Origin of the sequence: Actinomadura scrupuli (assembly GCF_050971785.1) — a bacterium.
Classification (GTDB): Bacteria; Actinomycetota; Actinomycetes; order Streptosporangiales; family Streptosporangiaceae; genus Actinomadura_E; species Actinomadura_E scrupuli.
Genome location: NZ_JBPCCU010000001.1, coordinates 736,767 through 762,563, shown reverse-complemented (window position 1 = coordinate 762,563; position 25,797 = coordinate 736,767). Strand labels below are relative to the sequence as shown.

Genomic DNA, 25,797 nt, shown 5'->3' with positions numbered 1-25,797 from the left:
GGGACTTCTTGCCGCTGGGTAATCGGCAGAATGCGGGCGTAGGCAAAACATGATCTAGGTTGTCCACAGGAACCCATGACGGTGGTGGGCCATCGGGAGGACGCATGCAGTTGCCGAGGGTCATCATCGCGGCGGTGTTCTTCGTGATCGGGGCGCTCATCGCGATCCCCGCGCTGACCCGCTCGGCGTCGTCCTCGCGGGCGGACAGCACCCCTGCATCGAGCAGCACCCTGACCCCGACGGCCACCGTGACGGCCGGCTCGACCCCGCAGGTCTCGGCGACGGCCAGCGCCAGCGCGAAGAGCGCCACCCCGACCAGGACCCCGACCCGCCAGGTCACCCGGACCGTGCGCCCCACCCCCAGCCACGTGACCCCGCGGATCACGGTGACGCCCAAGGTGCCCACCGTCGTCCCGCTCAAGGCCACCGTCTCGGCGGTTCGCTGCGCCGGGCCGGAGATCACGGTGAAGGTCACCAACAGCGGCGTCGTCACCGAGGACTACACCATCGAGCAGGACGGCCAGGTCGCCCTGGCCGACCGCGTCGGCCCGCTGGGCACCCGCAGCAACCCGCTGATGGTCAAGGAGGGCCAGGTGACCAAGATCGTCGTTACCTGGCGGAACAAGCCCATCCAGACCGTCACCCGCACCGTGGACTGCGCGACCGAGCCGCCCGCGCGCAAGAGCCCGCCCGAGAACCTGCCGCGCACCGGCGCGGACGACGCCGAGCTCTACGCGAAGATCGCCACCGGCGTGGCGGCGATGATCACCGGCGTCATCATCTTCTGGTGGGGCGGCGTCTGGCCGCGCCGCCGGGAGGACATGTTCGCAGGCGGCCGGAAGTCATCCCAGGACTCCGGCGACAAGGGCTCCGAATAGGAGCCGCGGCGGCGCGCCGCGGGCAGGCCCCGCCCGACCGGGGCAGCGTGCCGACGGCGACCAAGGTCGTCGCCGCCGGCCGTACGCCGCCACCCGGACGGCGGGTCGCCGGCCGTCCGCCGCGTCCGCTCCGGAGCGCCGCGCAAGCCGCCCCCTGACGGGTTCCGCGGCGGCCACCACGGCCCTGGGCGCCACCGGCCCGGCCAGCGGTGGCCGGGGCGCCCTGCCGCTCTGCGGCGCCTTCCTGGGGCCGCACAGCGGCTGCGGAGACCGGGCTCGGCCCGCCGGGCCCCGGTGTCTCAGGCCTCCGTGCGCGGCCTGCCGCCCGCCGCCTCGCGTACGGCCGCGGCGACGGCCTTGGTGACATCGGGGTGGAAGACGCTGGGCACGATGTAGTTCGGCCCGAGCTCGGCGTCGGTGACGATGGCCGACAGCGCCTGGGCGGCGGCCAGCAGCATGTCCGTGGTGATCGTCCTGCTCTGCGCGTCCAGCAGGCCGCGGAACACCCCGGGGAAGGCCAGCACGTTGTTGATCTGGTTGGGGTAGTCGCTGCGGCCGGTCGCGACGACGGCGGCGTGCTCGCGGGCGGCGTCCGGCGAGACCTCGGGCTCGGGATTGGCCAGTGCGAACACGATGGCGTCGTCGTTCATCGTGGCGATGTCGTCGCCGGACAGGATGCCCGGGGCGGAGACCCCGATGAACACGTCGGCGCCCTTGACCGCGCCCTTGAGGTCCCCGGCGTAGTTGTCGGCGTTGGTGTTCTCGGCGATCCAGCGCAGCGAGTCGTCGAGGTCGTCGCGGCCCCGGTGCACGGCGCCCAGGAAGTCGCAGACCACCACCTGCGAGGCACCCGCGTGCAGCAGCAGCTTGAGGATGGCGCTGCCCGCCGCGCCCGCGCCCGCCATGGCGATGCGCACCGAGGCGAGGTCCTTGCCGACGACCCGCAGCGCGTTGGTGAGCGCGGCGCTGACACAGATCGCGGTGCCGTGCTGGTCGTCGTGGAAGACCGGTATGTCCAGCAGCTCGCGGAGCCGCGCCTCCACCTCGAAACAGCGCGGCGCGGAGATGTCCTCCAGGTTGATGCCGCCGAAGCCGGGAGCGATGATCTGTACGGTCCGTACGATCTCGTCGGTGTCCTGGGTGTCCAGGCAGATCGGCCAGGCGTCGATGTCGGCGAAGCGCTTGAACAGCGCCGCCTTGCCCTCCATGACCGGCAGCGCCGCCTCCGGGCCGATGTTGCCCAGGCCGAGCACCGCGGAGCCGTCGGTGACCACCGCGACGCTGTTGCGCTTGATGGTCAGCCGCCGGACATCCTCGGGGTTGCGCGCGATCGCCAGGGAGACCCGGGCGACGCCGGGGGTGTAGGCCATGGAGAGCTCGTCGCGGGTCCGCAACGGCACCTTCGACCGCATCTCGATCTTGCCGCCGAGATGCATGAGGAAGGTCCGGTCGCTGACCTTGTGGATCGTGAGGTCCTCGATCATCTCGAGCGCGCCGACGATGGACTCGGCGTGCTCGGTGTCGCGGGTGGCGATCGTCACGTCGATCCGCAGCGACTCGTGCGCGGCGGTCGTGACGTCGAGCGCCGTGACGATCCCGCCGGCGTTCTCCACCACCTGGGTGATCTGGCTCACGGCTCTACCGCCGGCCGGCACCTCGAGCCGGACCGTGATGGAGTACGACACGCTCGGCAGGCTGGCCACGTCAACTGCTCCCTGGGACGTCGTTGTCAGGTCCGATCGGCTACGCGTCCCACCCACTGCCCCAGCGGGCCGCCGAGACGATCAGGTCGACGCAGGCGCGGTGCGGGAGCCTCGTACTGTCGATGACGAGGTGGTACAGCCACGGACTGGCGGGGTCGACCCGGTAGAAGTGCTTGACGTATGCGGCGCGGGCACGATCGTTGTCGTCGAGCATACGCTGCGCGGCCTTTTGCCCGACGCCGAAATCGGTCACCACCTGCGCCAGCCTCCGCTCGCGCGGCCCGTCGAGGCGCACGTGCAGGGCCTGTGGATGGTCGGCCAGCACCCGCGCGGCCGCCCTGCCCAGGATCACCCCGCCGCCCTCCCGCGCGATCTCCCGGATGACCCGCTCGGTGCAGGCGACGAAGTCCTCCTCCGGCACGATCGCGTGGTGCGGCAGGTAGACGTCCATGCCGCCGAAGGTGATGTTGGGCAGCCGGGCGGCGCCGGCGAGCAACCGCCCGAGGCCGCTCTCCGACCGGTCGTCATGGACGAGCGCCTCTTCGACCGAGCAGCCGATCTCCGCCGCGACCGTGCCCGGGATGATGCGGTCCACCAGCGGCAGACCGAGCCTCCGGGCCACGGCCCGCCCGATCTCTTCACCACCCGTGCCGGCCGTCGCGGAGATCGTCACCGTGAGCGCCGTCACACCTCCATCATGCCCCGCCCCGCGGTGGCGGGCGGGGCACGAGCCGCGCGGGCGGCACGGATCAGATCAGAACAGCGCGGACTGCAGGGCGCGCCGCCCCTTGGCGATCCGGGGGTCGTCGGACGGCAGCACGTCGAACAGGGTCAGCAGGTGGGTGCGGGCGGCGTCGCGGTCGTCACCGGCGGTCCGGCGCACGGTGGAGACCAGCCGCTCGAAGGCCTTGTCGATGGCGCCGGAGACCATCTCGACGTCGGCGGCACGGGTCTGCGCCGCGGCGTCGTCCGGCTGGTCGGCGGCCTCGCGCATGACCCGCTCGGGGTCGTAGTCGCGGACCCGCCGGCTCAGCTCGACAAGGGCGAGCCCGCGCTTGGCGTAGTCGTCCTGGGGTGTCTTGTCGAGGATCTGGCGGAAGGCGTCGGCGGCGGTGTCCAGGTCGCCCTGCTGCAGCGCCGTCTCGGCGGCCTCGTAGATCGGGTCCGCCTCGACGGGGGCCGGCTCGGCGCCGTCCGTCCCCGCCGCGTCGGCGCCGTCCGGCAGGATGCCCTCCTGGCGGAGCGCGTCGAAGAGCTGGTCGATGGCCTGGCGGACCTGCGCCTCGGGTGCCGCGCCGTTGAGGAACGGCATCAGCTGACCCGAGACCACCACCGCCACGAAGGGGATGCCCCGCACGCCCATCTGCTGCATGTACGCACCGAGCTGGGGGTTGGCCTCGATGTCGACCTTGGCGAGGATCCAGCGCCCGCCGGCCTCCCCCGCCAGCTTCTCCAGGACGGGACTGAGCTGCTTGCAGGGGCCGCACCACTCGGCCCAGAAGTCCACCAGCACCGGGACCGTGCGCGACTTCTGGACGACCTCGGTGTTGAAGGTGTCGTCGGTGACGTCCACGACATAGGTGCTGCCGCCGTCGGCGGCGGACGCCTGGCGTTGCTGCTGCTTCTTGGCGGCGGCCTGCCTGGCCCCGAGGTCGATGGCGCCGTGCAGCGAGAAGTCCGGTGAAGGCATGTCTCCATCCTGCCCCATCGGCGCCGGGTTCCGTGCGCCTGTACGGCACCTGCGGGCGAACGCCCCGCGTCCACGCCGGGCCCGTCGGGCGGAACTCCTCACCCCCGCACGGCGTGCGCACCGAAGCCGCATTTCCGAATTGCCGCTGTCCGGTTTCCCGGAAAATACGCATTGGCCCCCCATAGCCCTCGCACTCACGGCACATCGCACATAAGGCCACCGCCGTCTCGGGCGGAGCACAAAAGAGAGCTGACAGCCAACGCCAAGCCTGGTTATAGTTCAGAAGTCGATGCGTGTAGCGACGGCAAAAGTGGGTAGGCGTTCCGCACTCCGGGGGGAGTAGCGGGTAATGCGTCCAAAATCCGCCGCCCGTCCCGGCCGCACGACGCTAATGGGGGGTTAACAAATGATCGCGGATATTTCCACGATCGTGGCCAGAGAAATGGGTGTCCGCCGCGGGGGGCGGTGGCTCCTGCGTCCGGCGACCTTCGGTATCGCCGGAGGTGTGATCGGTTTGACCGGTTCGCCAGGTGCGGGAAAGTCAACCCTGCTCGCCACGTTCGCAACCATGCGCCGTCCACATGTCGGCGCGCTCGATATTCTCGGATATGCCACCGGCAGTTCCGCCGATCTGCGGCGCTTGCGGGCGCGGATCGGATATCTGCCCGCTGATTTCGGCTGGGCGGCCGGTCTCCGCGTTCGTGACTTCGTCGCTTACTCGGCCTCTTATAAACGCACTTCCATGCCGGCCGTCCAGGCGATCCTGGAACGGCTGGAGCTCGGTGACGTGACGGCGATGAAGCTGGGGATGCTGCCGGCCGACGTACGGCTGCGGGCGGCGCTGGCCGCCACCTGCGTCCACGACCCGGATCTGGTGCTCCTGGACGAGCCGCTGACCGGGTTGACCGACCAGGCCGCCGACGAACTCGTCCCGCTGCTGAGCTCGCTGGCCCCGACGGTGCTGGTGACCGGGCCGTCCGCGGGGCGGCTGGCGGGGTGGTGCGACCAGGTCTTCGCCCTCGCCCGTGGCCGGCTCACCGAGCTCGCCACCCGGCCGTGGCCGGTCGCGGGGGGCGTGCGCGGATCGCGCCTTCCGGTCGGCGGGCCGGCCATCCTCACCGGCGACGCCGCCGGACCTCGGGTCGACGCGCCGGGCCGCACCGCGCGGGCCGCCACGGCCCTGGACGCGCACCGCAGGCTGGAGCGGCTGCCGGTGGGAAGCGGCGCCGGTGGCTGAGCTGGCCTGGGTGCTGCGGATGGACGCCCGCAGGACCATGGCGCCGATCGCGGTGCCGGTGCTCGCCGTGCTGGGTCTGGCGCTCGCCTGGCGATCCCTCATCCCGGGCGTCGCCTACTGGGACAACACCGTGGTGGCAGTCAGCGCCTCGGTGCGCCTGCTGGGCCCGGCCACGGCGACGCTCGCCGCGTGGGGCGCGGTCCGCGAACGGCGCCTGGACCACGTGCGCCTCCTCACCCCGCGTTCGGCCGTGACGGGTCCGTTGCTGGACCTGCTGCTGCTGACGGTGATCTCGCTGCTGGCCTACGGGGTCGTCGCGGGAGTGATCGTCGGGGAGACCCTGCTGCGGGCGGGCACGTGGGATCTGCGGCCGGCCGGGCTGCTGGCCGGTGCGGCGGCCCTGGTGCTGCACGCCGTGCTCGGCTGCCTGGCGGGCCGGGTGCTCGCCGGCCCGCCCGCGGTGGTCGCGGTGGCGGTGGCGACCACGTTGTGGGCGACGCTGCGCACCGACGGCTCCTCCTGGCTGAGCCTGCTCCCGCCCGCGGCCATCGGCCAGGTCCAGGTGTTCGACGGGCTCCGCCCCGGGGTCTTCACCGACCAGCTGCTCTGGTCGCTGGGACTCGGCGCGACCCTGCTGCTGGGCTACGTGTGGACGGTGTCCCGGCGGGCCGTGCTCGCGCTGCCGATCGCGGCGGCGCTGGCCGTCACGGCGGTGAGCACGGTGCGGCTGCACGGCTACGGCGGGGCGGCGCTCGCCCCCGCGCCGACCGGCTACACCTGCGGCAGGTGGCCGCTGACGGTGTGCGTGCATCCGGCACTGCGGTCCGCGCTGCCCTCGCTGGAGGCCGCGGTGACCCCGCTCGCCGCCCGGCTGGCCGGCACCCGGGGCGCCTTCACCCGGGTGGAGCAGCTACCCGGCGAGGAGCAGGCGTCGGTGCGCGACGGCGTGGCGCGCGTGCACCTGACCGATCTGGCTCCCGGCTACGGGCACCGGGCGGCTCAGGAGATCGGGCTCGGCCTGATCGACGCCCGCGTCTGCGCCGCCCCGGACCACATGCGCGGCATGCTCTACAGCAACATGGTCAGTGCCTGGCTGCTCGACGAGCACCCGGCGCCGGTACCCGATCAGGCGACCGCCCGGCGGTTCGGCCGCTGGAGCGAGCAGACCCGCCGCGGCTGGCTCCGCGCGCACTTCACCGACTACCGCCGCTGCTCGCTCAAGCCGCGCGACTTCACGGGCTGAGCGCGGCGAGGCCCTCTCCCCCTCCGGAGCCCCGCCGCCGCTCAGCCCTGCCCGGGGGCCGCCGGCCGGAGCCAGGCGCGCTCCACGTAGAACGGCGCGAAGGGCAGCACCCCCGCGACGAGCGCCAGCAGTGTCCGGCGGCCGTCCCAGCCGGTCCGCTCGCGCGCCAGCACCACCAGGGCGCAGTAGGCGATGAACAGGGTCCCGTGCACCGGGCCCAGGATGCGCACGCCCAGCGGGGCGTCCGCGCCGTACTTCACCGCGGTGGCGACGAGCAGCAGCAGGAACGAGGTCGCCTCCGCCACGGAGACGAGCCGGAGGGTACGAACGATGTCCACGACGGGCTCAACGGGAGAGGCCCCTGAGTGGTTCCGGGACCCCGTTATGGCCCTGCTCACACCACCCGCGCCCGCCGGCACCGGAAGCGGCCCCGGCCGCGGGAGCGGTACGCGGCTGAGGGGCGGTCCGCGAGGACGGGAAGTCCCGGTCCGGACGGGACAGCGAACCCAGGCGCGGCGCGGCCGGTTCGCCCTAGGGTTGCCCCGTGGACTGGAGCCTGCTGACGTGTGCGCGTAAGGGTCACATCACCTACGCGCCGGACGAGACCCGACTGCGCGACAAACTGCACGTGCCCACCCCCTCGGGCGAGGCCTGGCGATGCCTGCGCTGCGGCACCTACGTGCACGGCGCGCCGCACGGTGCCGGGCCCGCCGACGAGGCGCCGCTGGTGCCGCGCGGGCGCGCGCTCCGGGACGCCTTCATCATGCGGTTCTTCGCGTTCGAGCGGGCGGTGCGCGGGGTCATCGTGGTGTTCGCGGCGTGGGGCGTATGGCAGTTCTCGCGCAGCCGGGAGTCGATCCAGGAGATCTTCGAGCGCGAGATCCCCATCCTCAAGCCCGTCGCCAAGCAGATCGGCGTGGATCTCGACACCTCGAAGATCGTCACTTCCATCCGGCACGTCTTCGAGCTTAAGTCGACCACCCTGGTCTGGGTGGCGGTCGCGCTGCTCGCCTACGCCGCCGTCGAGATCATCGAGGCGGTCGGCCTGTGGATGCTCAAGCGGTGGGGCGAGTACTTCGCCGTCGTCGCGACCAGCTTCGGGCTGCCGATCGAGATCTTCGAGCTGACCGAGAAGATCTCGGTGCTCCGCGTCGGCGCGCTGGTCGTCAACGTCGGGCTCATCGTCTATATCGTGGCCAGTAAGCGGTTGTTCGGCGTACGCGGCGGCAAGGCGGCGCACGAGGCGCACCTGCGCAGCGAGTCCCTCATGGAGGTGGAGCAGGCCACGCACGAGCCGGATCTGCACGGCCGCGCACTGGCGAAATCGGCAGGTACCGCGGGGTCCACCGCCCCCGCTCCAGAACAGTCACCCACTCCGTAGGTGAATCGTCGATTTCTAGGGGAATGCCCCACTCATGGCACGCTCAGAAGCTAACAGCGAAGAGCGGATCGAGACCGAGCAAGCGGTGAAGGTCAACCGGAAGCGCGGGTTGCGGACGTCCCTGCTGCTCGCCGTGGTGGTCGTGGTGATCGCCTTGGCGGCACAGATGCTGCATCTCGTACCCGGCTGGCTCAATCCGTTCGGCGAGCAGACCAAGGACCGCAGCAGTCCGGTCGTGCTCAAGTCGATCCGCGACCTCTCACGATACGAGGCCGCCACCGGTGAATACCAGGTGGTGGTCGACCTGGAGAAGGACGCCAAGTTCCTGCCCAGCGCGATCAGGGGGCAACGCACCCTGTTCGTGGGGAACGGCAACGTCAACGCCTACGTGGACTTCTCCAAACTGGCCAGCGGTGCGATCACGATCAACAAGGACCGCACCGCCGCGACCATCAAGCTGCCGCACGCGCAGCTGGAACCCACCAATCTGGACCCCAAGAAGAGCTACGTCTTCGCGACCCAGCGGGGCATCTTCGACCGGATCGGCGAGTTCTTCAGCGGCAACCCCAACGACCAGCAACAGCTGTACGTGCTGGCCACCCAGAAGATCCAGACCGCCGCGCAGCAGAGCGGGCTGCTGCAACGGGCCGACCAGAACACCAAGCGGATGCTCGAGAACCTGCTCAAGGCCCTCGGCTTCAAGACCGTCACCGTGACCCTGGCCGACTCCCCCTGACCCCTCACCCACCTCTCCACCGTGATCATGCAATCAATCGTCGATCGATTGCATGATCACGAACGGGAGGGGACGGTCCGGTGAGGGGGTGCGTCAGGAGGCGGGAACGCGGATGACGAGGGCGTCGCCCTGGCCGCCGCCGCCGCAGAGGGCGGCCACGCCGGTGCCTCCGCCGCGCCGCTTGAGCTCGTAGGCCAGGTGCAGCAGGATCCGGGCTCCGGACATGCCGATGGGGTGGCCCAGCGCAATCCCGCCGCCGTTGACGTTGACCTTGTCCGGCCCGACGCCCAGATCCTTCATCGACTGGATGCCGACTGCGGCGAAGGCCTCGTTGATCTCGATGAGGTCCAGGTCCTCCACCGACAGCCCCGCCTTGCCGAGGGCGTGCCGCACGGCGTTGGACGGCTGCGACTGCAGGGAGTTGTCCGGCCCCGCGACGTTGCCGTGCGCGCCGATCTCGGCCAGCCAGGTCAGCCCCAGCTCCTCGGCCTTGGCCTTGGACATGACCACGACCGCGCAGGCCCCGTCGGAGATCTGCGAGGACGAGCCCGCCGTGATGGTGCCGTCCTTGTCGAACGCCGGCCGCAGCTTCCCGAGCGACTCGGCCGTCGTGTCGGCCCGTACGCCCTCGTCGACCGCGAACACCACCGGCTCGCCGCGCCGCTGCGGGATCTCGACCGGAACGATCTCGTCCTCGAACAGGCCGTTCTTGATCGCGGCGGCGGCGCGCTGGTGCGAGCGGGCGGAGAACTCGTCCTGCTCCTGCCGGCCGAGGCCGAGCTTGCCGTTGAAGCGCTCGGTCGACTCCCCCATCGAACAGGCGTCGTAGACGTCGGTGAGCCCGTCGTAGGCCAGGTGGTCGAGCACCTCGACCGAGCCGTACTTGTACCCGCCGCGCGACTTGGGCAGCAGGTGCGGGGCGTTGGTCATCGACTCCATGCCACCGGCGACCACGATGTCGAACTCGCCGGCCCGGATGAGCTGGTCGGCCAGCGCGATGGCGTCCAGCCCGGAGAGGCAGACCTTGTTGATGGTGATCGACGGGACGTTCATCGGGATCCCGGCCTTGACCGCCGCCTGCCGGGACGGGATCTGGCCCGCGCCGGCCTGCAGCACCTGGCCCAGGATCACGTACTCGACCTGGTCGCCGGTGATTCCGGCCCGCTCCAGTGCCGCCCTGACGGCGATCGCGCCCAGGTCGACGGCACTGAAGTCCTTGAGGGAACCGAGCAGGCGCCCGATGGGCGTACGTGCCCCGGCGACGATCACAGAGGTCATGAGGGGGTCTCCCAGGAGTACGGCGGCGATGTTTGCCACGATACTCATCAACGAAGATGGGGCCGCTCGCGGCCGGGTCACACCAGCGCGAGCCCTCGTGGCAAACAGGTGAGCGGAGCGAGCTGTGCTGACACGTATCGACCACATCGGGATCGCCTGCCATGACCTCGACGCGACCGTCGAGTTCTACCGCCGCACCTACGGCTTCGGCGCGGACGACGCGGACGTCCACTTCGAGGTCAACGAGGAGCAGGGCGTCCGGGAGGCCATGTTGAAGATCAATGATGCCGGTGACGGGGGCGCGACCTATCTCCAGCTGATCCAGCCGATCCGTGACGACTCCCCGGTCGCGAAGTTCCTGGCCAAGAACGGAGAGGGCGTGCACCACATCGCCTTCGGCACCGACGGCGACGTCCAGGAGGAGGCCGACGGGATCGGCGCCGGCGGCGTGCGGGTGCTGTACGACGCGCCGCGCCGGGGGTCGATGGGCTCCCGGATCACCTTCCTCCATCCCAAGGACTGCGGCGGGGTGCTGACCGAGCTGGTGCAGGCCGCGGCCGGGCACTGAGGCCGCCCCCGCCGCTGCCTGCGCGGGTAGTCCGTTTCGTGACGTGATCGAAATCACTTGGTCACTCAGCGAGATTTCCGGAGCGCCCATGGGGTGTTTAGGCCGGATATGAGGCTTTTTCCAGGCACCTTCCCCGGTCAACCCCTCTGCCCCAAGAAGCATCACAAACAAGACAAAACACGCAGTGCGTTCAGATGAGCCCCCAACACGGCAGCAGCCGGAGTACGCTGCTTTCGCCGGGAGAGGTCCGAGGCCGTACGACACGTCCGCAAGCCAGGAGATCGGCCAGTCCCGGAACTACCCGTAGCCGTCCCGTCACAGCAGGATTGAGCCTCATGCAGTCCGACATCGACGCCCAGCTCAGTAACTTCTTCGAAGACACGCCCCCACGCGAGTTCGACGTGGTGCTTCGCGGCTACGACCGGCACCAAGTCGACGAGCACATCAAACAGCTCGACAACGAGGTCCGGCAGACACGCGAGCAGACCGGAGCTCTGCAGCGTGAACTGGCCGACTCTCACCGGCAGCTCCAGGAGCAGGAGAGGCCGACCTACTCGGGCCTCGGTGCTCGCATCGAGCAGCTCCTCCGGCTCGCGGAGGAGCAGGCCACCGAGCTCGTCCAGGCAGCCCGATCCGAGGCCAACGAGATCAAGGCCGCCGCGAAGGTCGACGCCGCCGAACACCGCGCCACCGCGGAGAACGACGCCTCGGAGCTGCGTGCCAACGCCCAGCGCGAGGGCGATGACATGCGCAACGCGGCCGAGCGCGAGGCGGACGAGGTCCGCACCAGCGCTCGCCGTGAGGCCGAGGAGCTGACCTCCACGACCGAGCGCGAGGTGGCCAAGCTGCGCGCCACCGCCGACCACGAGGTCGCCGAGAAGCGCGCCAGCGCGGAGCGCGAGATCGCCAAGCTCCGCACCACCACCGAGCGCGAGGTGGCCCAGCTCCGGGCGTCCACCAAGCGTGAGCGCGACGAGATCCTCACCACTGCCAAGCGGCAGGCCGACGAGATGCGGGCCCAGGCCCAGCGCATCCTGGAGGAGAGCGAGGCTCAGCGGGCTCAGGCCGAGGCGGAGTTCGAGATCCAGCTGGCGGCCCGGCGCGAAGAGGCCGACCGGCAGGACGCCGAGCGGCACGCCGCGGCCCAGGCGGCCACCCAGAAGCTGGTGGCCGAGGCCGAGCAGCGGGCGGCCTCCGCCGAGCAGCGGGCGGCCAAGGCCACCCAGCAGGCGGAGCAGACCCGGCGTGAGGCCGACTCGCACGCCAAGCAGCTCATGGCGAACGCCAGGAAGAACTCCGACCAGGTCATCGCCGAGGCGAAGAGCCAGGCGGAGCAGCTGCTGGCGGAGACCAAGTCCGAGGCCGAGCGCATCCGTACGGCCGCGCAGCGCCAGGTGGACGAGCTCACCCGCCAGCGGGACAGCATCACCAGCCACCTCAACCAGCTGCGGCAGCTCATCGGCGGCATGCAGCCGACGATGCCCGCCGTCGAGGAGATCTCGGCTCCGGCCGAGAAGCCGGCGCTGTCCTCCCCGGAGCCCAAGCCGGCTCCGGCTCCCAAGCAGGCGGCCCCCGCTGCGGCTCCGGTCGCCGCGAAGGCCAAGCCGGCCAAGGACGAGGACGAGGACTGGTGGCAGGAGTAAGCACCACCTGACTCACCACGAGTTAGCCGAAAAGCCTAGAGGCGTCATACTGCCTCTAGGCTTTTCGGCATCCGACCCGAACACCCCCCGAACAGAGGAGACCGGCGTGCCTGAGGACACTCCCCGGCATGACCGGGAGGAGACGTTCGCCGAGCTCCCCGACGCCCCCGTCGTGCCGAGACCGTCGTCGCCCGACCAGATCCCATCCGCTCCGACGCCCCCGGCACGGCCCTCCTCCGGCACCTCGTCGTCGGACGGTGCCGCGCCGGGCGACGCGTCGTCCGACGAGCGGTCGTACGCCGACGCCATGTCGGCGGACAGGGCACTCGCCGCCGCGTCGGCCGCCTCCGCCGCCGACCGGACGGCCGCCTCGATCACCGACAAGGTCGTCATCCCCGACCCGCTCGTCGACATCGAGCAGCGCAAGCGCGAGGCCGGTGTGGACGATCAGTTCCCCCTCGGCCGGCCCGGCCGTCCGCTCGGCCAAGCCCACCCGTTCATGTTCGGGTTCACCGGCGCCCTCGGGGTCTTCGTCGCCTACACCCTCATCCAGGCGATCGCGGACATCAGGCAGGTCCTGATCCTGATCACCGTCTCGATGTTCCTCGCCGTGGGCCTCAATCCCGCGGTGGAGCGGCTCACCCGGGTGGGGATCTCCCGGCGCTGGGGGGTCGCGCTGGTCTTCCTCTGCCTGGTGCTGTTCTTCGTGGGCTTCGGCTTCGCCATCGTGCCGCCGCTCACCGAGCAGATCACCGCCTTCATCAACGAGACCACCAGCCCCACCGGTTACGTGCAGCAGCTGCTGCAGAACCCGCGGGTGCACGAGCTCGACCAGCGCTACCAGCTGCTGACCAAACTCAAGGCCACGCTGGCCAGCAAGGACCTCGGTTCCCAGGTGGCGGGCGGCATCGTGGGCGTCGGCAGGGTCGTGGTGAGCGGCATCTTCAGCACCCTGACGATCCTCATCCTGACCCTCTACTTCCTCGGTTCGCTGCCCAACATCACGACGTTCTTCTACCGGCTCGCGCCCCGGTCCCGGCGGGCCCGGGTCTCGTTGATCGGTGACGAGATCCTCGGCCGGATCGGCGGTTACGTCGGCGGCAACATCCTGATCTCGGTCATCGCCGGCGTCACGACGTACATCTTCCTGCTGATCGCCGGGGTGCCCTATCCGATCGCCCTCGCCCTGATCGTCGCCATCACCGACCTGATCCCCCTGGTCGGGGCCACGATCGGCGCAGTCCTCGTGACGGCCATCGCCTTCTTCGCCGGCCTGTGGATCGGCATCGCGACATTGATCTTCTGCCTCATCTACCAGCAGGTCGAGAACTACCTCATCGCACCGCGCGTGATGAAACGGTCCGTCGACGTGCAGCCCGCGGTGACGGTCATCGCCGCCCTCATCGGCGGTGCCCTGCTCGGCATGGTCGGAGCGCTGCTGGCCATTCCCGCGGCCGCCGCGGTGGCGCTGATCCTGCGCGAGGTGGTCATGCCCCGCCAGGAGCGGATCTGACGCGCAACCCCGCGCGACGGGACCCGCGACCAGGGCCGCGATCAGGGTTCGGTCATGGCATGGAGGTGCGGGCCAGCGCCGAGACGAACTCGGCGACGGCCTGGTTGAACAGGTCCGGCTGCTCCATCGCCGACAGGTGGCCCGCGCGCGGGATGACCAGAAGCTCGGCGTTGGGCAGCGCGTCCGCCATCGCCCGCGCGTCCTCCTCGGTGGTCAGGGTGTCCTCGCCGCCCACGACCACCAGGGCGGGGGCACGGGTCCGCCGGAGCGTCTCGAAGGAGTCCTCCCGCGCGGCCATCGCCCGCTGTGCCCAGGCCGCCGCCGCGGGCGGAGTCGCCTGTACGAGCCCGCGTACCCGGCCGTAGATCATCGCCCGCTGCCGGAGCGTGGTGGGCCCCACCAGGCCCGGCAGCACGTCGTCCAGCAGCGGCTTGGCCGTGCCCTCGTCGTCCAGCCGTTCGGCCATCCGCTGCCGCCGGTGCTGCGCCTCCTCCAGGTCCGCGGCGGCCTTGGTGTCGGCGAGCAGGAGGCCGAGCACGCGTTCCGGGTGGTGCCGGCACAGTGCCATCGCGACGTAGCCGCCCATCGACAGCCCGCCGATCACGGCACGCTCGAGGCCCTTCGAGCGCAGCATCTGGGCCACGTCTTCCGCCATCACGTCGATGGACGGCGTGTCCTCGCCGAGCACCGAACCGCCGAAGCCGCGCAGGTCAGGGGTGATCACGCGGAACCGTTTCGCGAGCGTCTCCCGCTGAGCCAGCCACATGGCCGAGGACAGCGGAAACGCGTGCAGCAGCACGAGCGGAGTTCCCTGGCCTACATCTCTGGAGTACAGAGTCACGCTCATGATGGAGTTCGTTCTCCCCGTTTCCGGCTCGGCGATCGGCACCCCTTGTGGTGATTAGGCAATGTTCGCCTAGAGGTGCGCGCCTGCGGTGCCCCGTGGCCGCGATCGGCCGAAGGGGTTTAACCGTCCGTTAACCGGACCCGGAGCCGTCCCACTCGGTGGCCAACGGGTACGCGGCCGGCGCCACCCGCCGTACGATCTCGTCGAGCACGATGCGCACGTACGGCTCGCCCACCCACAGGTGCTTGGCGCCGTCGACCGCGACCACCTCGGCCTGCGGGATCCGCTTGAACCGCTCGTGCGCCTCCGGCGGGCGCAGGTAGTCGTCCAGTTCGGGCACCAGTGCCACGACAGGTCGGCCGTCGGCGCCCCAGGCGTCCAGATCGGCGTCGGTGGCCCGGTGCAGCGGCGGCGACAGCAGGATGACGCCCTCGACCAGCGGGTCCCGCCCCCACTTCAGCGCCAGTTCGGTGCCGAACGACCAGCCCAGCAGCCAGGGGTGCGGCAGGTCGTGGTACTCGGTGTACTCGAGCGCGGCGGCGACGTCGTACCGCTCGGTCTCGCCCGCGCCGAACGTGCCCTGGCTGGTGCCGCGCTCCGAGCTCGTACCGCGGGTGTTGAAGCGCAGCACCGCGATCCCCGCCAGCGCGGGCAGGCGGTAGGAGGCCTTGCGCAGCACATGGCTGTCCATCATGCCCTCGGCGGTCGGCAGCGGATGCAGGCAGACCAGCGTCGCGACGGGCGGGCGATCCGCGGGCACGGCCAGTTCACCGACCAGCTCCAGCCCGTCGCCCGTGTGCAACGTGATCGGCGTCCGCACCGCGGGCAACACCGTGCTCGCCCGGATCTCTCCCATGCTCACCCTCCTCCAAGCGCATCCCTGCGCGCTGATCCGAATCCCTCCGTGATCATGCAATCGTTCGTCGAACGATTGCATGATCACGGAGGTGGGTCTGTGCGGCCGGCCGGGCCGTCAGTGCCGTGGGGCGTTCCGCGATCTCTGGGTGCGCGGCGCCCGCCGCAGCCGCGCCTGCCAGCACGGCTTGTGCCAGTGCCGGCGGTCGTCCGCGCCGCGCGAGTCGGCCGGCCACGCCACCAGGTGCCCGATGCCGGGCGGGATCTCCTGGTCGCACCCGGGACAGCGGTACGCCTTGGCCGCGTTGGTGCCGGCCACCTGACGGACGATCCAGTCCCCGTCGGGCGCCTCCTCGGTGTCCTGGAACCCGCCGAACCAGCCGGATGCCGGGGGGCCTTCCGACCCGCCGCGACCACCTGCTGACGGGCCGCCGAGCTGACGGCGGTTCTTCCGGGGGCTCATGCCCATAAGGGTACGGACGCGGCGCGGTGACCGGGATCGTCGCACGTCAGCGGAGCGTGCGGCCGGCGGCCGCGTACTCCTCCAGCAGCGGGGCCGGGGCGAGCGCGGGCTCCCGGGACTCGGCGTGGAGGGCGCGCAGCACGCGGGCGGCCGGGCCGGGCCCCAGCCGGTCCAGCTCGGCGATCGGCCCGGCCGGATACCCGCAGCCCAGCCGCATCGCGGCGTCGATCGAGTCGGCGTCGGCGTAGCCCGCCTCCAGCATGCGCGCCGCGTCGTTGAGGTACGGGAAGCGCAGCGCGTCGATGACGAAGCCCGCCCGGTCGCGGCAGCGTACCGGCACCAGGCCCAGCAGCCCGGCCAGCGCGGCGGCCCGGTCGGCCACTTCGGCGGACGAGAGCGCGGTGGAGACGACCTCGACGACGGTGCCCGGCCTCGCCTCGTCGGCGGGGTGCGGCGCGAAGCGCAGGCCGACGACGGACTCCGGGCGGCCGGTGGCCCTCGCCTGCTCGATCACGGACGTGCCGGACGCCGGCGTCGCGAGGACCGCGTCCGGCCCGGCGAGGCCGGCGAGCACGGCGAGCCCCTCCGCGGCGGGCTCGGCGGTCGCATCGACGATCAGGTCGCAGCCGGCCAGCCGGCTCGGCTCGTGGCCACCGGTGATCCGGTCCAGCGCGGCCTTCCTGGCCGCGTCATCGAGTGTGCCGTCGGCGACGGACCGGTCGAGCGACTCCTGCAGCGCCGACCAGGCCCGCTCGACCTCGGTCTGGTCGCTCGCGAGGAAGCGGACGTCGGCACCGCCCCGCGCGCAGGTCTCGACGATCCGGAGAGCGTCGCCGCCCGCGCCGGCCACGCCGACCAGCGGGCGCTCGGCCACCGGAGCCGGCGCCGCGGCCGGGGTGTCCACCACGACCGCCGAGCCGGGCTTGTCGTAGGTGTAGAGACCCCGGCCCGTCTTGCGGCCGAGCAGGCCCGCCGTGACCAGCTCCCGGAGGATCGGGGCGGGGGCGTGCCGGTGGTCGCGCGTCTCGCGGTAGATCGCCTCCAGTACCTCCAGCGAGGTGTCCAGGCCGATCAGGTCGAGCAGGGTGAGCGGTCCCATCGGCACACCGGTGCCGAGCTTCATGGCCGTGTCGATGTCCTCCCGGCTCGCGTGCCCGGAGTCGTACATGGTCGCGGCCTGGTTGAGGTAGCCGAACAACAGCCGGTTCGCCACGAACCCGGCCCGGTCGCCGATGGTGACCGGCACCTTCCCGAGGCCGCGCACCAGTTCGGTCACGCCGGCGAGCGCGGCCGGCTCGGTGAGGACTGTGCCGATCACTTCGACCAGCTTCATCACCGGCGCCGGGTTGAAGAAGTGCACGCCGACGATGGAGGTCGGGCGGCCGGTGGTGACCGCGATGTCGGTGACCGACAACGAGGAGGTGTTGGTGGCGAGTACGGCGTCGGGGCGGCAGACCTTGTCCAGCTCGGCGAACACCCGGCGCTTGAGCTCGAGCCGCTCCGGGACCGCCTCGATGACCAGATCCCGGTCGGACAGGTCGGCGAAGGAGGTGGACAGCGTGATGCGCGCCAGGATCTGCGCCTGCGCCTCCTGGGTGAGCCTGCCCCGCTTGACCGCGCGCCCGGTCGAGCCCTCCAGGTGCGCCCGGCCGCGCGCCAGCGCCGCGTCGTCGATCTCGATGCCGACCACGTCCAGGCCGCCGCGGGCGAGCACCTCGGCGATCCCGGCGCCCATCGTGCCCAGCCCCACCACTCCGACCTTGCCGAACCTGCTCATCGACGCTGTCTCCTCTTGCCTGCGATGGTGCCGTGCTGTTGCCCGCGAGGTCTTCTGCCGTGCGGTCCGGCCGCCCGCGCGTTCGTCCGAGTGTCGCAAAGGGAGTGCGCGTCCTTCCTCCCGGGGGTAGGACGTGGCCGTGCGCTTCGGCATCTTCCTGCCCTCCGGCCAGTGGCCCGGACAGTCGCACGCCGAGGTGCTGGACCGTACGGTCGCCGCCGCCCTCGCCGCGGAGGCCGCCGGCTTCGACGACGTCTGGCTGGCGGAGCATCACTTCATGTCGTACGGCGTGTGCCCGTCGGCCGCGACGCTCGCCGGCTTCGTCCTCGGCGCCACCTCACGCATCGACGTGGGCACCGCGGTCAGCGTGCTGTCCAACCAGCATCCGGTCGCGCTCGCCGAGCAGGCGGCGTTGCTGTCGCTGGTCTCCGGCGGCCGGTTCCGGCTCGGGGTCGGCAGGGGCGGGCCGTGGATGGATCTGGAGGTGTTCGGCACCGGGCTCTCCCGCTACGAACACGGCTTCGCCGAGTCACTGGACCTGCTGCTGACCTGGCTGGAGTCCGAGCGGGTGTCCTGGTGCGGGGAGTCCTTCCGGTTCCGCCCGGTGCCCGTGGTGCCGAGGGCCGTTCCCCCTCCGCCGGTGGTGGTGGCCTGTACGTCCCCGGCCACCGAGGCGCTGGCCGCCGCCCGCGGGCTGCCGATGCTGCTGGGCATACACGTCGGTGACCGGGAGAAGGCTGCCGCGGTCGCCCGCTACGACTCCTTCCCGACCGCACGCGACTTCCCGACCGCACGCGACACACCGGTCCGGCCCGGCGGCTTCGGCCATATCGCCACCGGCCTCGCACATGTCGCCGCGAGCCGTACGGAGGCGGTGGCGGCGCTCACCCGGGAACTCCCGCGGTGGCTCGGGCCCGGTCTCGCCGGACACCTTCCGGTGGACGGCCGGCCGCGATCGCCGCGTGACCCGGCCCGGTACGCCCGCGAGCTGTGCGACCTGCACGCCGTCGGCACCCCGGACGACTGCGTGGAGTCCCTGGTGGCGACCGTCGAGCGAACCGGCATCCGGCACCTGATCCTGCTGGTCGAGGGCACCGGCGACCCGTTGGAGAACATCGGCCGCCTCGGTGCCGAGGTCCTCCCCCGGATCCGCGCGCACTTCTCCGACTGAACCGGCGGAGGTTATCCACAGGTTCGGCAAGTCCGGTCACAGGCGGCTCCGGATCGGTAACTTCGGGTGGAGACCGCCCCCGGTCACCTGCCGGTGGCGACCCCCGATCCCGCGAGCGAAAGGCCGGTGCCATGTCCTCTGCCAGGTCGTCGCACAGACCCCGAACCCGTGACATCCGACCAACCCCCGATCAAGAAAGGCGGGTGTTAGCGTCATGAGCATGGCGAGCATCGAGTGGCCCGAGGGGATGGACGAGCGGATGCGCGCGCTGGTGAGCCTGGACCTTCAGCGCAATGCCATCCTGCTGTCCGCCATCGAGTCCAGCGTCCAGACCGTCCGCGAGGACGTGCAGCAGTCGCAGGCGGCGAACGTGAAGATGTTCAACGTCATGCGCGATGACCTCACCGACCTGCGCACAGAGGTCACGGTCGTCGGCCAGAAGGTCGATCGCCTCGACCGGCGGTTCGACGGCCTCGACCAGAGAGTCGACGGGCTCGACCAGAAGGTCGACCACCTCGACCGCAGGTTCGACGGGCTCGAGCAGAGAGTCGACAACCTGGACCGCAGGTTCGACGGACTAAGCCAAGAGTTCCGTGATCTCGGCCAGAGGTTCGACGGGCTCGAGCACAAGGTCGGGACTCTCGACGAGAAGCTGGACCTCGTGCTCACCAAACTCGGCTGAGTCCCCCGAGCCGGACGAAGGCGGGGATGTTCGGAGACGGCCGTCTCCGAACATCCCCGCTGTAGACCCGCCACCCGAGGCGGATCAGAAGGCGATCCGGAACCAGATGGTGGTGCTGCCGTCCTCGATCTCGACACCCCATTCGGTGGCGAGTTCCCGCATGAGGAGGATTCCCCGGCCGCTCTCGGCCATGAGATCGCCGTTGACCTCCAGCCTGACCTCGTCCGAGCCCTCGTCCACCACGCTGATCTGCACGAGGCCGTCGCCGGTCGCGACCACGACGGTGATCTGCCCACCGTCACCGGATCGGCTGTGCTGTAGCGAATTGGTAAAAAGCTCACACATGGCGATATTGGCGTCGCACATCGCCGGGTGATCAGAGCCGAGTAGGTCCCGGACGAATTGTCGGGCATATGCCACCGAGCGTTCCATCCCCGGCAGGGTGAGTGTGCCGAGAACCGTCATAGCGCCCATGCCGCCGTCCCTTCACCTCTTGGATATCGCCGTCAGCTTCGTCGCAGGCCGGGACGCCATCAATACAGTCGGCCAACAGGGTCGACCGACGAGGTGCAATTTTGTCCCTCGCCGTTTTTCCATACCGGATGGATTCCCATCGGTCAGAATGTTCAGATGGGCACGATCAAGCCGACCATCCGGTTACGCCGTCTCGGTCTGGAGTTGAAGGGCCATCGCGAGGCCGCCGGCTACAACCTGGCACAGGCGGAACGGCTACTGAAACGTTCAGCCTCGTCCATCAGCCGCATCGAAAAGGGTCTGCACCACCCTCCCGAGCGGGACGTCGAGTACTTCCTCAACAAATACGGTGTGACGGAAGCGGGCATTTACCAACGCCTGTACGCGCTGTCCCGCGACGGCCGCAAGCGTGGTTGGTGGCAGAGGTACGGAACCGACCTGTCACCGGAGACGATGGACCTCATCGGTCTCGAGGCCGATGCCGTCTCCATCGACTTCTTCGAACTCTGCCTGATTCCTGGCCTGCTGCAGACCGAGGACTACGCCCGCGCAGTGATCAGTACGGGTCCTTTCGGATCAGTGCAAGAGCAACTCGATCGGCTGGTCACGGTACGGATGAAACGTCAGGAGGTCCTGATCAAGCCCCGTCCCCCGCATGTCTGGGCGATCATCGATGAGTCGGCGCTGCATCGCCCGGTCGGCTCTTCGGACGTCATGCGGATGCAGCTCAGCCATTTGGTCTCGGCGGCCCGCCTCCCGCACGTGAAATTGCAGGTGCTCCCCTTCCAGGTCGGTGAGCACCCGTGCATGACCGGGGCCTTCAAAATCCTGGACATCGGCGAGCGCGGGGACCTGCAAGTCGTGATCGTCGATTCACTGACGCAGATCACTTACCGCGAAGAGGAGGCCGAGGTCCGCAGATATGCCGACGCTTTCCACCGGTTGAAGGCCGCCGCGCTGCCCGAAGCCGATTCCCTGGCACTGATCGAACGGCTAGTGTCGGAAACATGACCCAAGATCTGTCCCCGGCTCTATGGCGCAGGAGCAGTCGCAGCGGCCCGGAGGGCGGCGACTGTGTCGAGGTGGCCGTTTCGGGGCGGGCAGAGCCATTGATCTCTGTGCGGGACTCGAAGAACCCGGACGGTGTGGTCCTGACGTTCGCGCCCGCCGAGTGGACCGGCCTGGTCCGGCGTATCAAGGCCGATCGCCTCACCGGCTAGCGGCCGTCCTCCCGGCTCCGCCGCTCGCTCAGGCGGGGTCGAGGCGGCGGCCCATGAGGATGTCGTCCACGAAGGTGCCGTCGAGGAAGAACTCTCCGGGCAGCACACCTTCGACGACGAAGCCCATGGACTCGTACAGCCGCCGGGCTTTGGTGTTCACCGACAGGACCCGCAGCGTGATGCGGAGCGCACCCTGGCGTCTGGCCTCGTCCAAGGCGGCGTCGAGCAGGGTGCGGCCGAGACCGCGACGGCGCTCGGCGGGGTCGACGGCCAGACCCTGGATCTGGCGGACGTGGGCCCCGCTCGGCACCGGGACCGCCTGCACCAGGCGGACGAAGCCGATCAGGCGGCCGTCCCGTTCGGCCACCAGGAACTGGTCCGGCAGGTGCCAGTGGTCGAAGAACGCCGAGCCCTTCTCGGGCTTGGGGGTGATCGCGTTGTCGGGAGCCCAGGTACGCCGATCCAACTCGGTCAGCGCCGCCTCGTCGGAGCGGACGGCGGGCCGGATCCTGATATCGCTCACCCGACCAGTCTGCCCGGCTGATCCCTTTTCGGCAGCCTGATCCCGCCAGGGGGCCGACCGGCTCGCCGGAGGGACAGGAGCACATCCGGTGTCGGCGAGCACGCCCCGGCGGCACCGTGGGCTGGGTAGGCTCCATCAGCGTGCGTCTCGTCATCGCGCGGTGCAGCGTCGACTACGTCGGCCGGCTGACCGCCCATCTCCCCATGGCTCCGCGGCTGATCCTGCTCAAGGCGGACGGATCGGTGTCGATCCACGCCGACGACCGGGCCTTCAAGCCGCTGAACTGGATGAACCCGCCGTGCTCGCTCCGTGAGGAGCCCTTCGAGGAGAACGGCGCGATCGCGAAGTGGACGGTCACGCACGGCAAGTCGGGCGAGAAGCTGATCCTCACCATCACCGAGATCCTGCACGACCACTCCCATGAGCTCGGGCTCGACCCGGGGCTGCAGAAGGACGGCGTCGAGGCCCACCTGCAGGAGCTGCTGGCCGAGCACATCACCACGCTGGGCGACGGGTGGACGATGATCCGCCGGGAGTACCCGACCGCCATCGGGCCGGTCGACATCCTCTGCCGCGACAAGGGCGGCGCGACCGTGGCGATCGAGCTGAAGCGGCGCGGGGACATCGACGGCGTGGAGCAGCTGACCCGCTATCTCGAACTGCTCAACCGCGACTCGCTGCTCGCTCCGGTGCGCGGCATCTTCGCGGCGCAGGAGATCAAGCCGCAGGCCAAGGTCCTCGCCCACGACCGTGGCATCGAGTGCGTGACCCTCGACTACGACGAGCTGCGCGGCATCGAACGGGACGGCACCCTCTTCTGATCCTGGCCGGGTGACTGATACGGGTGCCTGGTACAGGTGCCGGGCACGGGATGCCTGGAAGGTACCTGACAGTGGATGACAGCCGGGTGACACCAGACTGGCAGCGCCCGAGGGGACGCTGTTCCCTGTCATCCACCTCCCGGACCTTCGAGGAGATCCCGTGAGCACTCACGCGACCGGCACGTTCGACATCGGCAGCTGGGACGAGCTGTCCAGCGAGGAGGAGATCGGTGCCACGCTCTCCCGCGTACGCCTGACCAAGACCTTCCAGGGCGACCTGGCGGGCACGAGCGTCACCGACATCACCACCGTCGCCACGTCGGCGGGCCCCGCCGCCTATGTCGGGATCGAGCGCTTCGAAGGCTCCCTGCACGGCAGGAAGGGCGCCTTCGTCCTGCAGCACAGCGCCGGCAGCGAGGATGGCACACCCGGCACGGCCTGGCTGCGGTGGGTCATCGTGCCGACCTCGGGTACCGGAGAGCTCTCCGGAGTCCGGGGCGAGGGCCAGATCGTCAACGATGACGGTGCGCACTCGTACACGCTCGATTACGAGATCGGCTGACCGGGCGTCCCGCGCGCCGCCGGGGCGGATCAGCCGCGGCCCCGGACCTCGGCGGTCGCCGGGACGGCCGCCGCGCGGGCATGCGCCTCGTCGATCTGCGGGTAGCGGATGCCGCTGCGCAAGGCCCGGGTGAGGGCATGGCCGGCCGCGCGGGCGGCCAACGGGGTCAGGGCCGTACGCGGTCTGAGACCGAGCAGGTTCTTGGCCCATTCCGGCAGCAGGTCGGTGGCGATCCGGCTGATCAACCGGCTGGAGGTCCGGGTCATCCGGTCCGGGCCGTACGGATTGCGCAGGAACGTCACGGCCTCCAGCGTCTCCTCGCTGACGGTGAGCCGGGGCCGCATCATCGTGAGGTAGTCCTGGACGGCGGCCCGGGACGCCGGTACGTCCACCCCGCCCAGCCTCGAGGTGATCACCGCGTAGTCGGCGAAGTAGCGATCCAGGTCCTCGTCCCGCAACGGCCTGGGGTGATAGACGCTGTGCGCGCGGGCGATGGCGTACGCCTGGGTGACTCCGGTCCAGGTGACGTCGTCGGAGCCGGTGGCGGAGAAGGGCCGCCCGTCCGGCATGGTTCCGTGCACCCGCTGGTGCATGGCCGTGATCATTGCGACGAACCTGTCCGTGACCTGCGTCGAGGCGTACGTCATGCCCAGCACGAACGACGCGGTGAAGCCGAGCCTGCGCATCGGGTCCTGCAGGTAGTCGGAGAACCGGTTGGTGCCATGGGTCACCGGCTCGTTGAGCGTGCCGAGCAGCAGGCCGGCGACCCCGCCGAGCACGCCGGTGACGTCCCCGTGGACGTACCAGATGGCGGAGCCCGGTCCGAAGAGCCCCGGATCGCCGGCCGGCTCGGTGTACTGCTCACCGGGCAGGCGCACACTGGCCATGGTCTGCCAGTAGGCCTTGTCGATCGCCGCGCGGATGGCCATGTGTTTCCTCCGAAGCCGAGTGATCCCATACTCGCCGACCTTGCAACATAAGGCAATATTTGTCTCACGTATCACAGATCACCGGCCGGTAGGCTGCCCTCATGCCGTCCGTTCGTACCGACACCACCCGGGACCGGATCGTCGAGGCCGCCGACGCCTGCTTCGCGAGGTACGGCGTCGCCAAGACCACCGTCGAGGACATCGCCGCGGCCGCCGGGCTGTCCCGGGCGACGGTCTACCGGGCCTTCACCGGCGGGCGCGACGAACTGATCCTCGCGGTGGTCCTGCGCGATCTGGCCCGGTTCCTCGACCGGCTGGCGGTGCGGTTGGCCGGTCAGCACTCGGTGCCGGACGGGATCGTCGAGGGAGTGCTGGACGCCGTCTCCTTCGTCCGGAGCGAGCCGCAGATGGCGCAGTTCCTCGCCCCGGAGGCCGCCGGGCACACCCAGGCGGTCGTGGCGGGGGCGGCCGAGCGGGTCCTGGAACTCTGCTGCGACTACGTACGTCCTTACTTCGACCTGGCTCAGCGGGAGCGGCTGCTGCGCAGCGACGTGGACGTCGAGGGTGCGATGGAGTTCCTGTTCCGGATCATCTCCTCGATGACCGTGATGCCGCTGCACCGCGACGACGCCGCCACCCGGCGGTTCGTCGAGACCTATGTGGTGCCCGCGCTGGTCGCCTGATCGGATAGCGTCAGGCTCGACGAGGTCGGGCAGGACGCGGAAGGACGCGCATGGGCACGGTGCACGAGATGCGGAACGACCGGTCGGCCGTTCAGCCGAGCCCGGTGTTCCTGGGAGTCCTCGGGGCCTGCGTGCTCTTCGGCCTGATGACCTGGCGGTACGGCGCGATCCCGTTCACCGATCCGCCCGGGTCGTACGCGGCGCCGCGGCTCGCGCTGTTCGGTTTCGTGCTGACCGGCTGGATCGTCTCGCTGTGCCTGCATGAGTTCGGGCACGCGTACTTCGCCTACCGCTCGGGTGACCACAGCATCGCCAGCAAGGGCTACCTCACCCTCAACCCGCTGAAGTACGGCGACGTCATCCTCAGTTTCGCGATCCCCGTGCTGTTCGTGCTGCTCGGAGGCATCGGCCTGCCCGGTGGCGCGGTCTGGATCGACCGCGGTTCGATCAAGGGCCGGTTGCGGCACAGCCTGATCTCCGCCGCCGGGCCGATCGCCAACCTGATCTTCGCGATCGTGCTGGCGGTGGCCGTCAGCAACCTCGCCGGCGGCACGCACGGCTACTTCTGGACCGGCCTGGCCTACCTCACCTTCCTCCAGGTCACCGCCGCGCTGCTCAACCTGCTCCCCGTCCCCGGCCTGGACGGGTTCGGCATCATCGAGCCGTACCTGCCGCGCAAGTGGGTCCAGCAGGCCAACGAGATCGGCGGCTACGCGTTCTTCGGCCTGATCGCGCTGCTGTGGATACCGGCGGTCAACAAGGCCTTCTTCAGCGGCATCTTCCACATCACCGACCTGCTGCACGTCAACCAGACCCTCATCGCCCTGGGCGACTACCTCTTCCGCTTCTGGCGCTCCTGACACCGCGCGGACGTTCCCGGCGCCGACGTTCAAGGCCCGGACGTGGCACTGAGCCGATCC

At 70.4% G+C, this 25,797-nt stretch carries 28 protein-coding genes; 16 read left to right on the top strand and 12 right to left on the bottom strand.

All coding sequences use genetic code 11. The features are described from left to right. Positions 1-104 precede the first annotated feature (104 nt). On the top strand, positions 105-878 hold the full coding sequence (locus ACRYCC_RS03515) for a hypothetical protein (protein ID WP_433808602.1): 774 nt from the start codon (positions 105-107) through the stop codon (positions 876-878). A 299-nt stretch (positions 879-1,177) separates the two neighbouring features. Here the strand turns inward: ACRYCC_RS03515 and ACRYCC_RS03510 are convergent, their stop codons facing one another. The 3 genes from ACRYCC_RS03510 to ACRYCC_RS03500 form a co-directional block, all read right to left on the bottom strand. Continuing rightward, a complete protein-coding gene (locus ACRYCC_RS03510; protein WP_433808600.1) occupies positions 1,178-2,581 on the bottom strand; it encodes an NAD-dependent malic enzyme in 1,404 nt (467 codons plus the stop codon). A gap of 40 nt (positions 2,582-2,621) precedes the next feature. After that, the gene (locus tag ACRYCC_RS03505; protein WP_433808599.1) at positions 2,622-3,269 is read right to left on the bottom strand and encodes a cytidylate kinase-like family protein; all 648 of its coding nucleotides are present in this window, start codon (positions 3,267-3,269) and stop codon (positions 2,622-2,624) included. Positions 3,270-3,335: 66 nt separating this feature from the next. Continuing rightward, on the bottom strand, positions 3,336-4,271 hold the full coding sequence (locus ACRYCC_RS03500) for a tetratricopeptide repeat protein (RefSeq protein ID WP_433808597.1): 936 nt from the start codon (positions 4,269-4,271) through the stop codon (positions 3,336-3,338). Between the two features lie 406 nt (positions 4,272-4,677). Between ACRYCC_RS03500 and ACRYCC_RS03495 the strand changes: the two genes are divergently transcribed. Both ACRYCC_RS03495 and ACRYCC_RS03490 read left to right on the top strand, forming a co-directional pair. Further along, positions 4,678-5,508, top strand: a complete 831-nt coding sequence (locus tag ACRYCC_RS03495) for an ATP-binding cassette domain-containing protein (RefSeq protein WP_433808595.1) — start codon at positions 4,678-4,680, stop codon at positions 5,506-5,508. Beyond that, positions 5,501-6,751, top strand: coding sequence for a hypothetical protein (locus ACRYCC_RS03490; RefSeq protein WP_433808593.1), 1,251 nt, complete (start codon positions 5,501-5,503; stop codon positions 6,749-6,751). Before ACRYCC_RS03495 ends, ACRYCC_RS03490 begins: the two co-directional genes overlap by 8 nt. Positions 6,752-6,792: 41 nt before the next feature. Here ACRYCC_RS03490 and ACRYCC_RS03485 read toward each other — a convergent pair whose 3' ends face one another. Beyond that, positions 6,793-7,089: a DUF3817 domain-containing protein gene (locus tag ACRYCC_RS03485; protein WP_433808591.1), complete on the bottom strand. Its 297-nt coding sequence runs from the start codon at positions 7,087-7,089 to the stop codon at positions 6,793-6,795. Positions 7,090-7,295: 206 nt separating this feature from the next. Between ACRYCC_RS03485 and ACRYCC_RS03480 the strand changes: the two genes are divergently transcribed. Both ACRYCC_RS03480 and ACRYCC_RS03475 read left to right on the top strand, forming a co-directional pair. Next, complete coding sequence (locus ACRYCC_RS03480) at positions 7,296-8,132, top strand: DUF2127 domain-containing protein (protein ID WP_433808589.1); 837 nt, start codon at positions 7,296-7,298, stop codon at positions 8,130-8,132. Between the two features lie 34 nt (positions 8,133-8,166). Further along, positions 8,167-8,868 (top strand): DUF4230 domain-containing protein, encoded by a 702-nt coding sequence (locus ACRYCC_RS03475; RefSeq protein WP_433808587.1) that lies wholly within the window; start codon positions 8,167-8,169, stop codon positions 8,866-8,868. Positions 8,869-8,961: 93 nt separating this feature from the next. Here ACRYCC_RS03475 and ACRYCC_RS03470 read toward each other — a convergent pair whose 3' ends face one another. After that, complete coding sequence (locus ACRYCC_RS03470) at positions 8,962-10,146, bottom strand: acetyl-CoA C-acetyltransferase (protein ID WP_433809906.1); 1,185 nt, start codon at positions 10,144-10,146, stop codon at positions 8,962-8,964. A 124-nt stretch (positions 10,147-10,270) separates the two neighbouring features. Here ACRYCC_RS03470 and mce point away from each other — a divergent pair, with 124 nt between their 5' ends. From mce to ACRYCC_RS03455, 3 genes are all read left to right on the top strand, one after another. Continuing rightward, complete coding sequence (gene mce, locus ACRYCC_RS03465; RefSeq protein ID WP_433808585.1) at positions 10,271-10,714, top strand: methylmalonyl-CoA epimerase; 444 nt, start codon at positions 10,271-10,273, stop codon at positions 10,712-10,714. A 335-nt stretch (positions 10,715-11,049) separates the two neighbouring features. Next, entirely contained in the window at positions 11,050-12,357 is a 1,308-nt protein-coding gene (locus ACRYCC_RS03460) for a DivIVA domain-containing protein (RefSeq protein ID WP_433808583.1), read from the top strand. A gap of 106 nt (positions 12,358-12,463) precedes the next feature. Beyond that, positions 12,464-13,870, top strand: coding sequence for an AI-2E family transporter (locus tag ACRYCC_RS03455; RefSeq protein WP_433808581.1), 1,407 nt, complete (start codon positions 12,464-12,466; stop codon positions 13,868-13,870). A gap of 52 nt (positions 13,871-13,922) precedes the next feature. Here the strand turns inward: ACRYCC_RS03455 and ACRYCC_RS03450 are convergent, their stop codons facing one another. The 4 genes from ACRYCC_RS03450 to ACRYCC_RS03435 all read right to left on the bottom strand — a co-directional run bounded on the left by ACRYCC_RS03450 (position 13,923) and on the right by ACRYCC_RS03435 (position 17,812). Beyond that, the gene (locus ACRYCC_RS03450; RefSeq protein ID WP_433808579.1) at positions 13,923-14,717 is read right to left on the bottom strand and encodes an alpha/beta fold hydrolase; all 795 of its coding nucleotides are present in this window, start codon (positions 14,715-14,717) and stop codon (positions 13,923-13,925) included. 130 nt (positions 14,718-14,847) lie between these two features. Further along, on the bottom strand, positions 14,848-15,573 hold the full coding sequence (locus ACRYCC_RS03445) for an alpha/beta hydrolase (protein WP_433808577.1): 726 nt from the start codon (positions 15,571-15,573) through the stop codon (positions 14,848-14,850). Between the two features lie 117 nt (positions 15,574-15,690). Beyond that, positions 15,691-16,035, bottom strand: a complete 345-nt coding sequence (locus ACRYCC_RS03440; protein WP_433808575.1) for an Rv1322 family protein — start codon at positions 16,033-16,035, stop codon at positions 15,691-15,693. Positions 16,036-16,081: 46 nt separating this feature from the next. Then, positions 16,082-17,812, bottom strand: coding sequence for a 3-hydroxybutyryl-CoA dehydrogenase (locus ACRYCC_RS03435; protein WP_433808573.1), 1,731 nt, complete (start codon positions 17,810-17,812; stop codon positions 16,082-16,084). A 139-nt stretch (positions 17,813-17,951) separates the two neighbouring features. Between ACRYCC_RS03435 and ACRYCC_RS03430 the strand changes: the two genes are divergently transcribed. Both ACRYCC_RS03430 and ACRYCC_RS03425 read left to right on the top strand, forming a co-directional pair. Beyond that, the gene (locus ACRYCC_RS03430; protein WP_433808571.1) at positions 17,952-18,983 is read left to right on the top strand and encodes an LLM class flavin-dependent oxidoreductase; all 1,032 of its coding nucleotides are present in this window, start codon (positions 17,952-17,954) and stop codon (positions 18,981-18,983) included. A 220-nt stretch (positions 18,984-19,203) separates the two neighbouring features. Next, positions 19,204-19,665 carry a hypothetical protein gene (locus ACRYCC_RS03425; protein ID WP_433808569.1) on the top strand — a complete coding sequence of 154 codons (462 nt, stop codon included), beginning with the start codon at positions 19,204-19,206 and terminating at the stop codon, positions 19,663-19,665. Positions 19,666-19,749: 84 nt separating this feature from the next. On the opposite strand, the gene ACRYCC_RS03420 is transcribed toward ACRYCC_RS03425, so the two are convergent. Next, positions 19,750-20,097 (bottom strand): ATP-binding protein, encoded by a 348-nt coding sequence (locus tag ACRYCC_RS03420; protein WP_433808567.1) that lies wholly within the window; start codon positions 20,095-20,097, stop codon positions 19,750-19,752. Positions 20,098-20,295: 198 nt separating this feature from the next. Here ACRYCC_RS03420 and ACRYCC_RS03415 point away from each other — a divergent pair, with 198 nt between their 5' ends. Beyond that, positions 20,296-21,150: a helix-turn-helix domain-containing protein gene (locus ACRYCC_RS03415; protein ID WP_433808565.1), complete on the top strand. Its 855-nt coding sequence runs from the start codon at positions 20,296-20,298 to the stop codon at positions 21,148-21,150. Beyond that, positions 21,147-21,359, top strand: a complete 213-nt coding sequence (locus ACRYCC_RS03410; protein WP_433808563.1) for a DUF397 domain-containing protein — start codon at positions 21,147-21,149, stop codon at positions 21,357-21,359. The genes ACRYCC_RS03415 and ACRYCC_RS03410 overlap by 4 nt, the downstream gene beginning before the upstream one ends. A 28-nt stretch (positions 21,360-21,387) precedes the next feature. Here the strand turns inward: ACRYCC_RS03410 and ACRYCC_RS03405 are convergent, their stop codons facing one another. Continuing rightward, complete coding sequence (locus ACRYCC_RS03405; protein ID WP_433808561.1) at positions 21,388-21,882, bottom strand: GNAT family N-acetyltransferase; 495 nt, start codon at positions 21,880-21,882, stop codon at positions 21,388-21,390. A gap of 140 nt (positions 21,883-22,022) precedes the next feature. Between ACRYCC_RS03405 and nucS the strand changes: the two genes are divergently transcribed. Both nucS and ACRYCC_RS03395 read left to right on the top strand, forming a co-directional pair. Continuing rightward, on the top strand, positions 22,023-22,703 hold the full coding sequence (nucS, locus tag ACRYCC_RS03400) for an endonuclease NucS (protein WP_433808559.1): 681 nt from the start codon (positions 22,023-22,025) through the stop codon (positions 22,701-22,703). A gap of 160 nt (positions 22,704-22,863) precedes the next feature. Next, positions 22,864-23,265, top strand: a complete 402-nt coding sequence (locus ACRYCC_RS03395; protein WP_433808558.1) for a DUF3224 domain-containing protein — start codon at positions 22,864-22,866, stop codon at positions 23,263-23,265. Between the two features lie 29 nt (positions 23,266-23,294). Here ACRYCC_RS03395 and ACRYCC_RS03390 read toward each other — a convergent pair whose 3' ends face one another. Next, entirely contained in the window at positions 23,295-24,194 is a 900-nt protein-coding gene (locus ACRYCC_RS03390; protein ID WP_433808556.1) for an oxygenase MpaB family protein, read from the bottom strand. A gap of 101 nt (positions 24,195-24,295) precedes the next feature. On the opposite strand from ACRYCC_RS03390, the gene ACRYCC_RS03385 reads away from it, so the two are divergent. Further along, positions 24,296-24,877: a TetR/AcrR family transcriptional regulator gene (locus ACRYCC_RS03385; RefSeq protein ID WP_433808554.1), complete on the top strand. Its 582-nt coding sequence runs from the start codon at positions 24,296-24,298 to the stop codon at positions 24,875-24,877. Positions 24,878-24,927: 50 nt separating this feature from the next. Continuing rightward, on the top strand, positions 24,928-25,737 hold the full coding sequence (locus ACRYCC_RS03380; protein WP_433808552.1) for a site-2 protease family protein: 810 nt from the start codon (positions 24,928-24,930) through the stop codon (positions 25,735-25,737). Positions 25,738-25,797 lie beyond the last annotated feature (60 nt).

Excerpts from the sequence above, each read along its gene's own strand:
- ACRYCC_RS03440 (WP_433808575.1), bottom strand. The coding sequence starts at position 16,035 with ATGAGCCCCCGGAAGAACCGCCGTCAGCTCGGCGGCCCGTCAGCAGGT.
- ACRYCC_RS03425 (WP_433808569.1), top strand. The coding sequence starts at position 19,204 with ATGGCGAGCATCGAGTGGCCCGAGGGGATGGACGAGCGGATGCGCGCG.
- ACRYCC_RS03380 (WP_433808552.1), top strand. The coding sequence starts at position 24,928 with ATGGGCACGGTGCACGAGATGCGGAACGACCGGTCGGCCGTTCAGCCG.
- ACRYCC_RS03435 (WP_433808573.1), bottom strand. The coding sequence starts at position 17,812 with ATGAGCAGGTTCGGCAAGGTCGGAGTGGTGGGGCTGGGCACGATGGGC.
- ACRYCC_RS03450 (WP_433808579.1), bottom strand. The coding sequence starts at position 14,717 with ATGAGCGTGACTCTGTACTCCAGAGATGTAGGCCAGGGAACTCCGCTC.
- ACRYCC_RS03460 (WP_433808583.1), top strand. The coding sequence starts at position 11,050 with ATGCAGTCCGACATCGACGCCCAGCTCAGTAACTTCTTCGAAGACACG.
- ACRYCC_RS03515 (WP_433808602.1), top strand. The coding sequence starts at position 105 with ATGCAGTTGCCGAGGGTCATCATCGCGGCGGTGTTCTTCGTGATCGGG.
- ACRYCC_RS03445 (WP_433808577.1), bottom strand. The coding sequence starts at position 15,573 with ATGGGAGAGATCCGGGCGAGCACGGTGTTGCCCGCGGTGCGGACGCCG.
- ACRYCC_RS03500 (WP_433808597.1), bottom strand. The coding sequence starts at position 4,271 with ATGCCTTCACCGGACTTCTCGCTGCACGGCGCCATCGACCTCGGGGCC.
- ACRYCC_RS03495 (WP_433808595.1), top strand. The coding sequence starts at position 4,678 with ATGATCGCGGATATTTCCACGATCGTGGCCAGAGAAATGGGTGTCCGC.
- ACRYCC_RS03475 (WP_433808587.1), top strand. The coding sequence starts at position 8,167 with ATGGCACGCTCAGAAGCTAACAGCGAAGAGCGGATCGAGACCGAGCAA.
- ACRYCC_RS03470 (WP_433809906.1), bottom strand. The coding sequence starts at position 10,146 with ATGACCTCTGTGATCGTCGCCGGGGCACGTACGCCCATCGGGCGCCTG.
- ACRYCC_RS03415 (WP_433808565.1), top strand. The coding sequence starts at position 20,296 with ATGGGCACGATCAAGCCGACCATCCGGTTACGCCGTCTCGGTCTGGAG.
- ACRYCC_RS03390 (WP_433808556.1), bottom strand. The coding sequence starts at position 24,194 with ATGGCCATCCGCGCGGCGATCGACAAGGCCTACTGGCAGACCATGGCC.
- ACRYCC_RS03420 (WP_433808567.1), bottom strand. The coding sequence starts at position 20,097 with ATGGAACGCTCGGTGGCATATGCCCGACAATTCGTCCGGGACCTACTC.
- ACRYCC_RS03410 (WP_433808563.1), top strand. The coding sequence starts at position 21,147 with ATGACCCAAGATCTGTCCCCGGCTCTATGGCGCAGGAGCAGTCGCAGC.
- ACRYCC_RS03385 (WP_433808554.1), top strand. The coding sequence starts at position 24,296 with ATGCCGTCCGTTCGTACCGACACCACCCGGGACCGGATCGTCGAGGCC.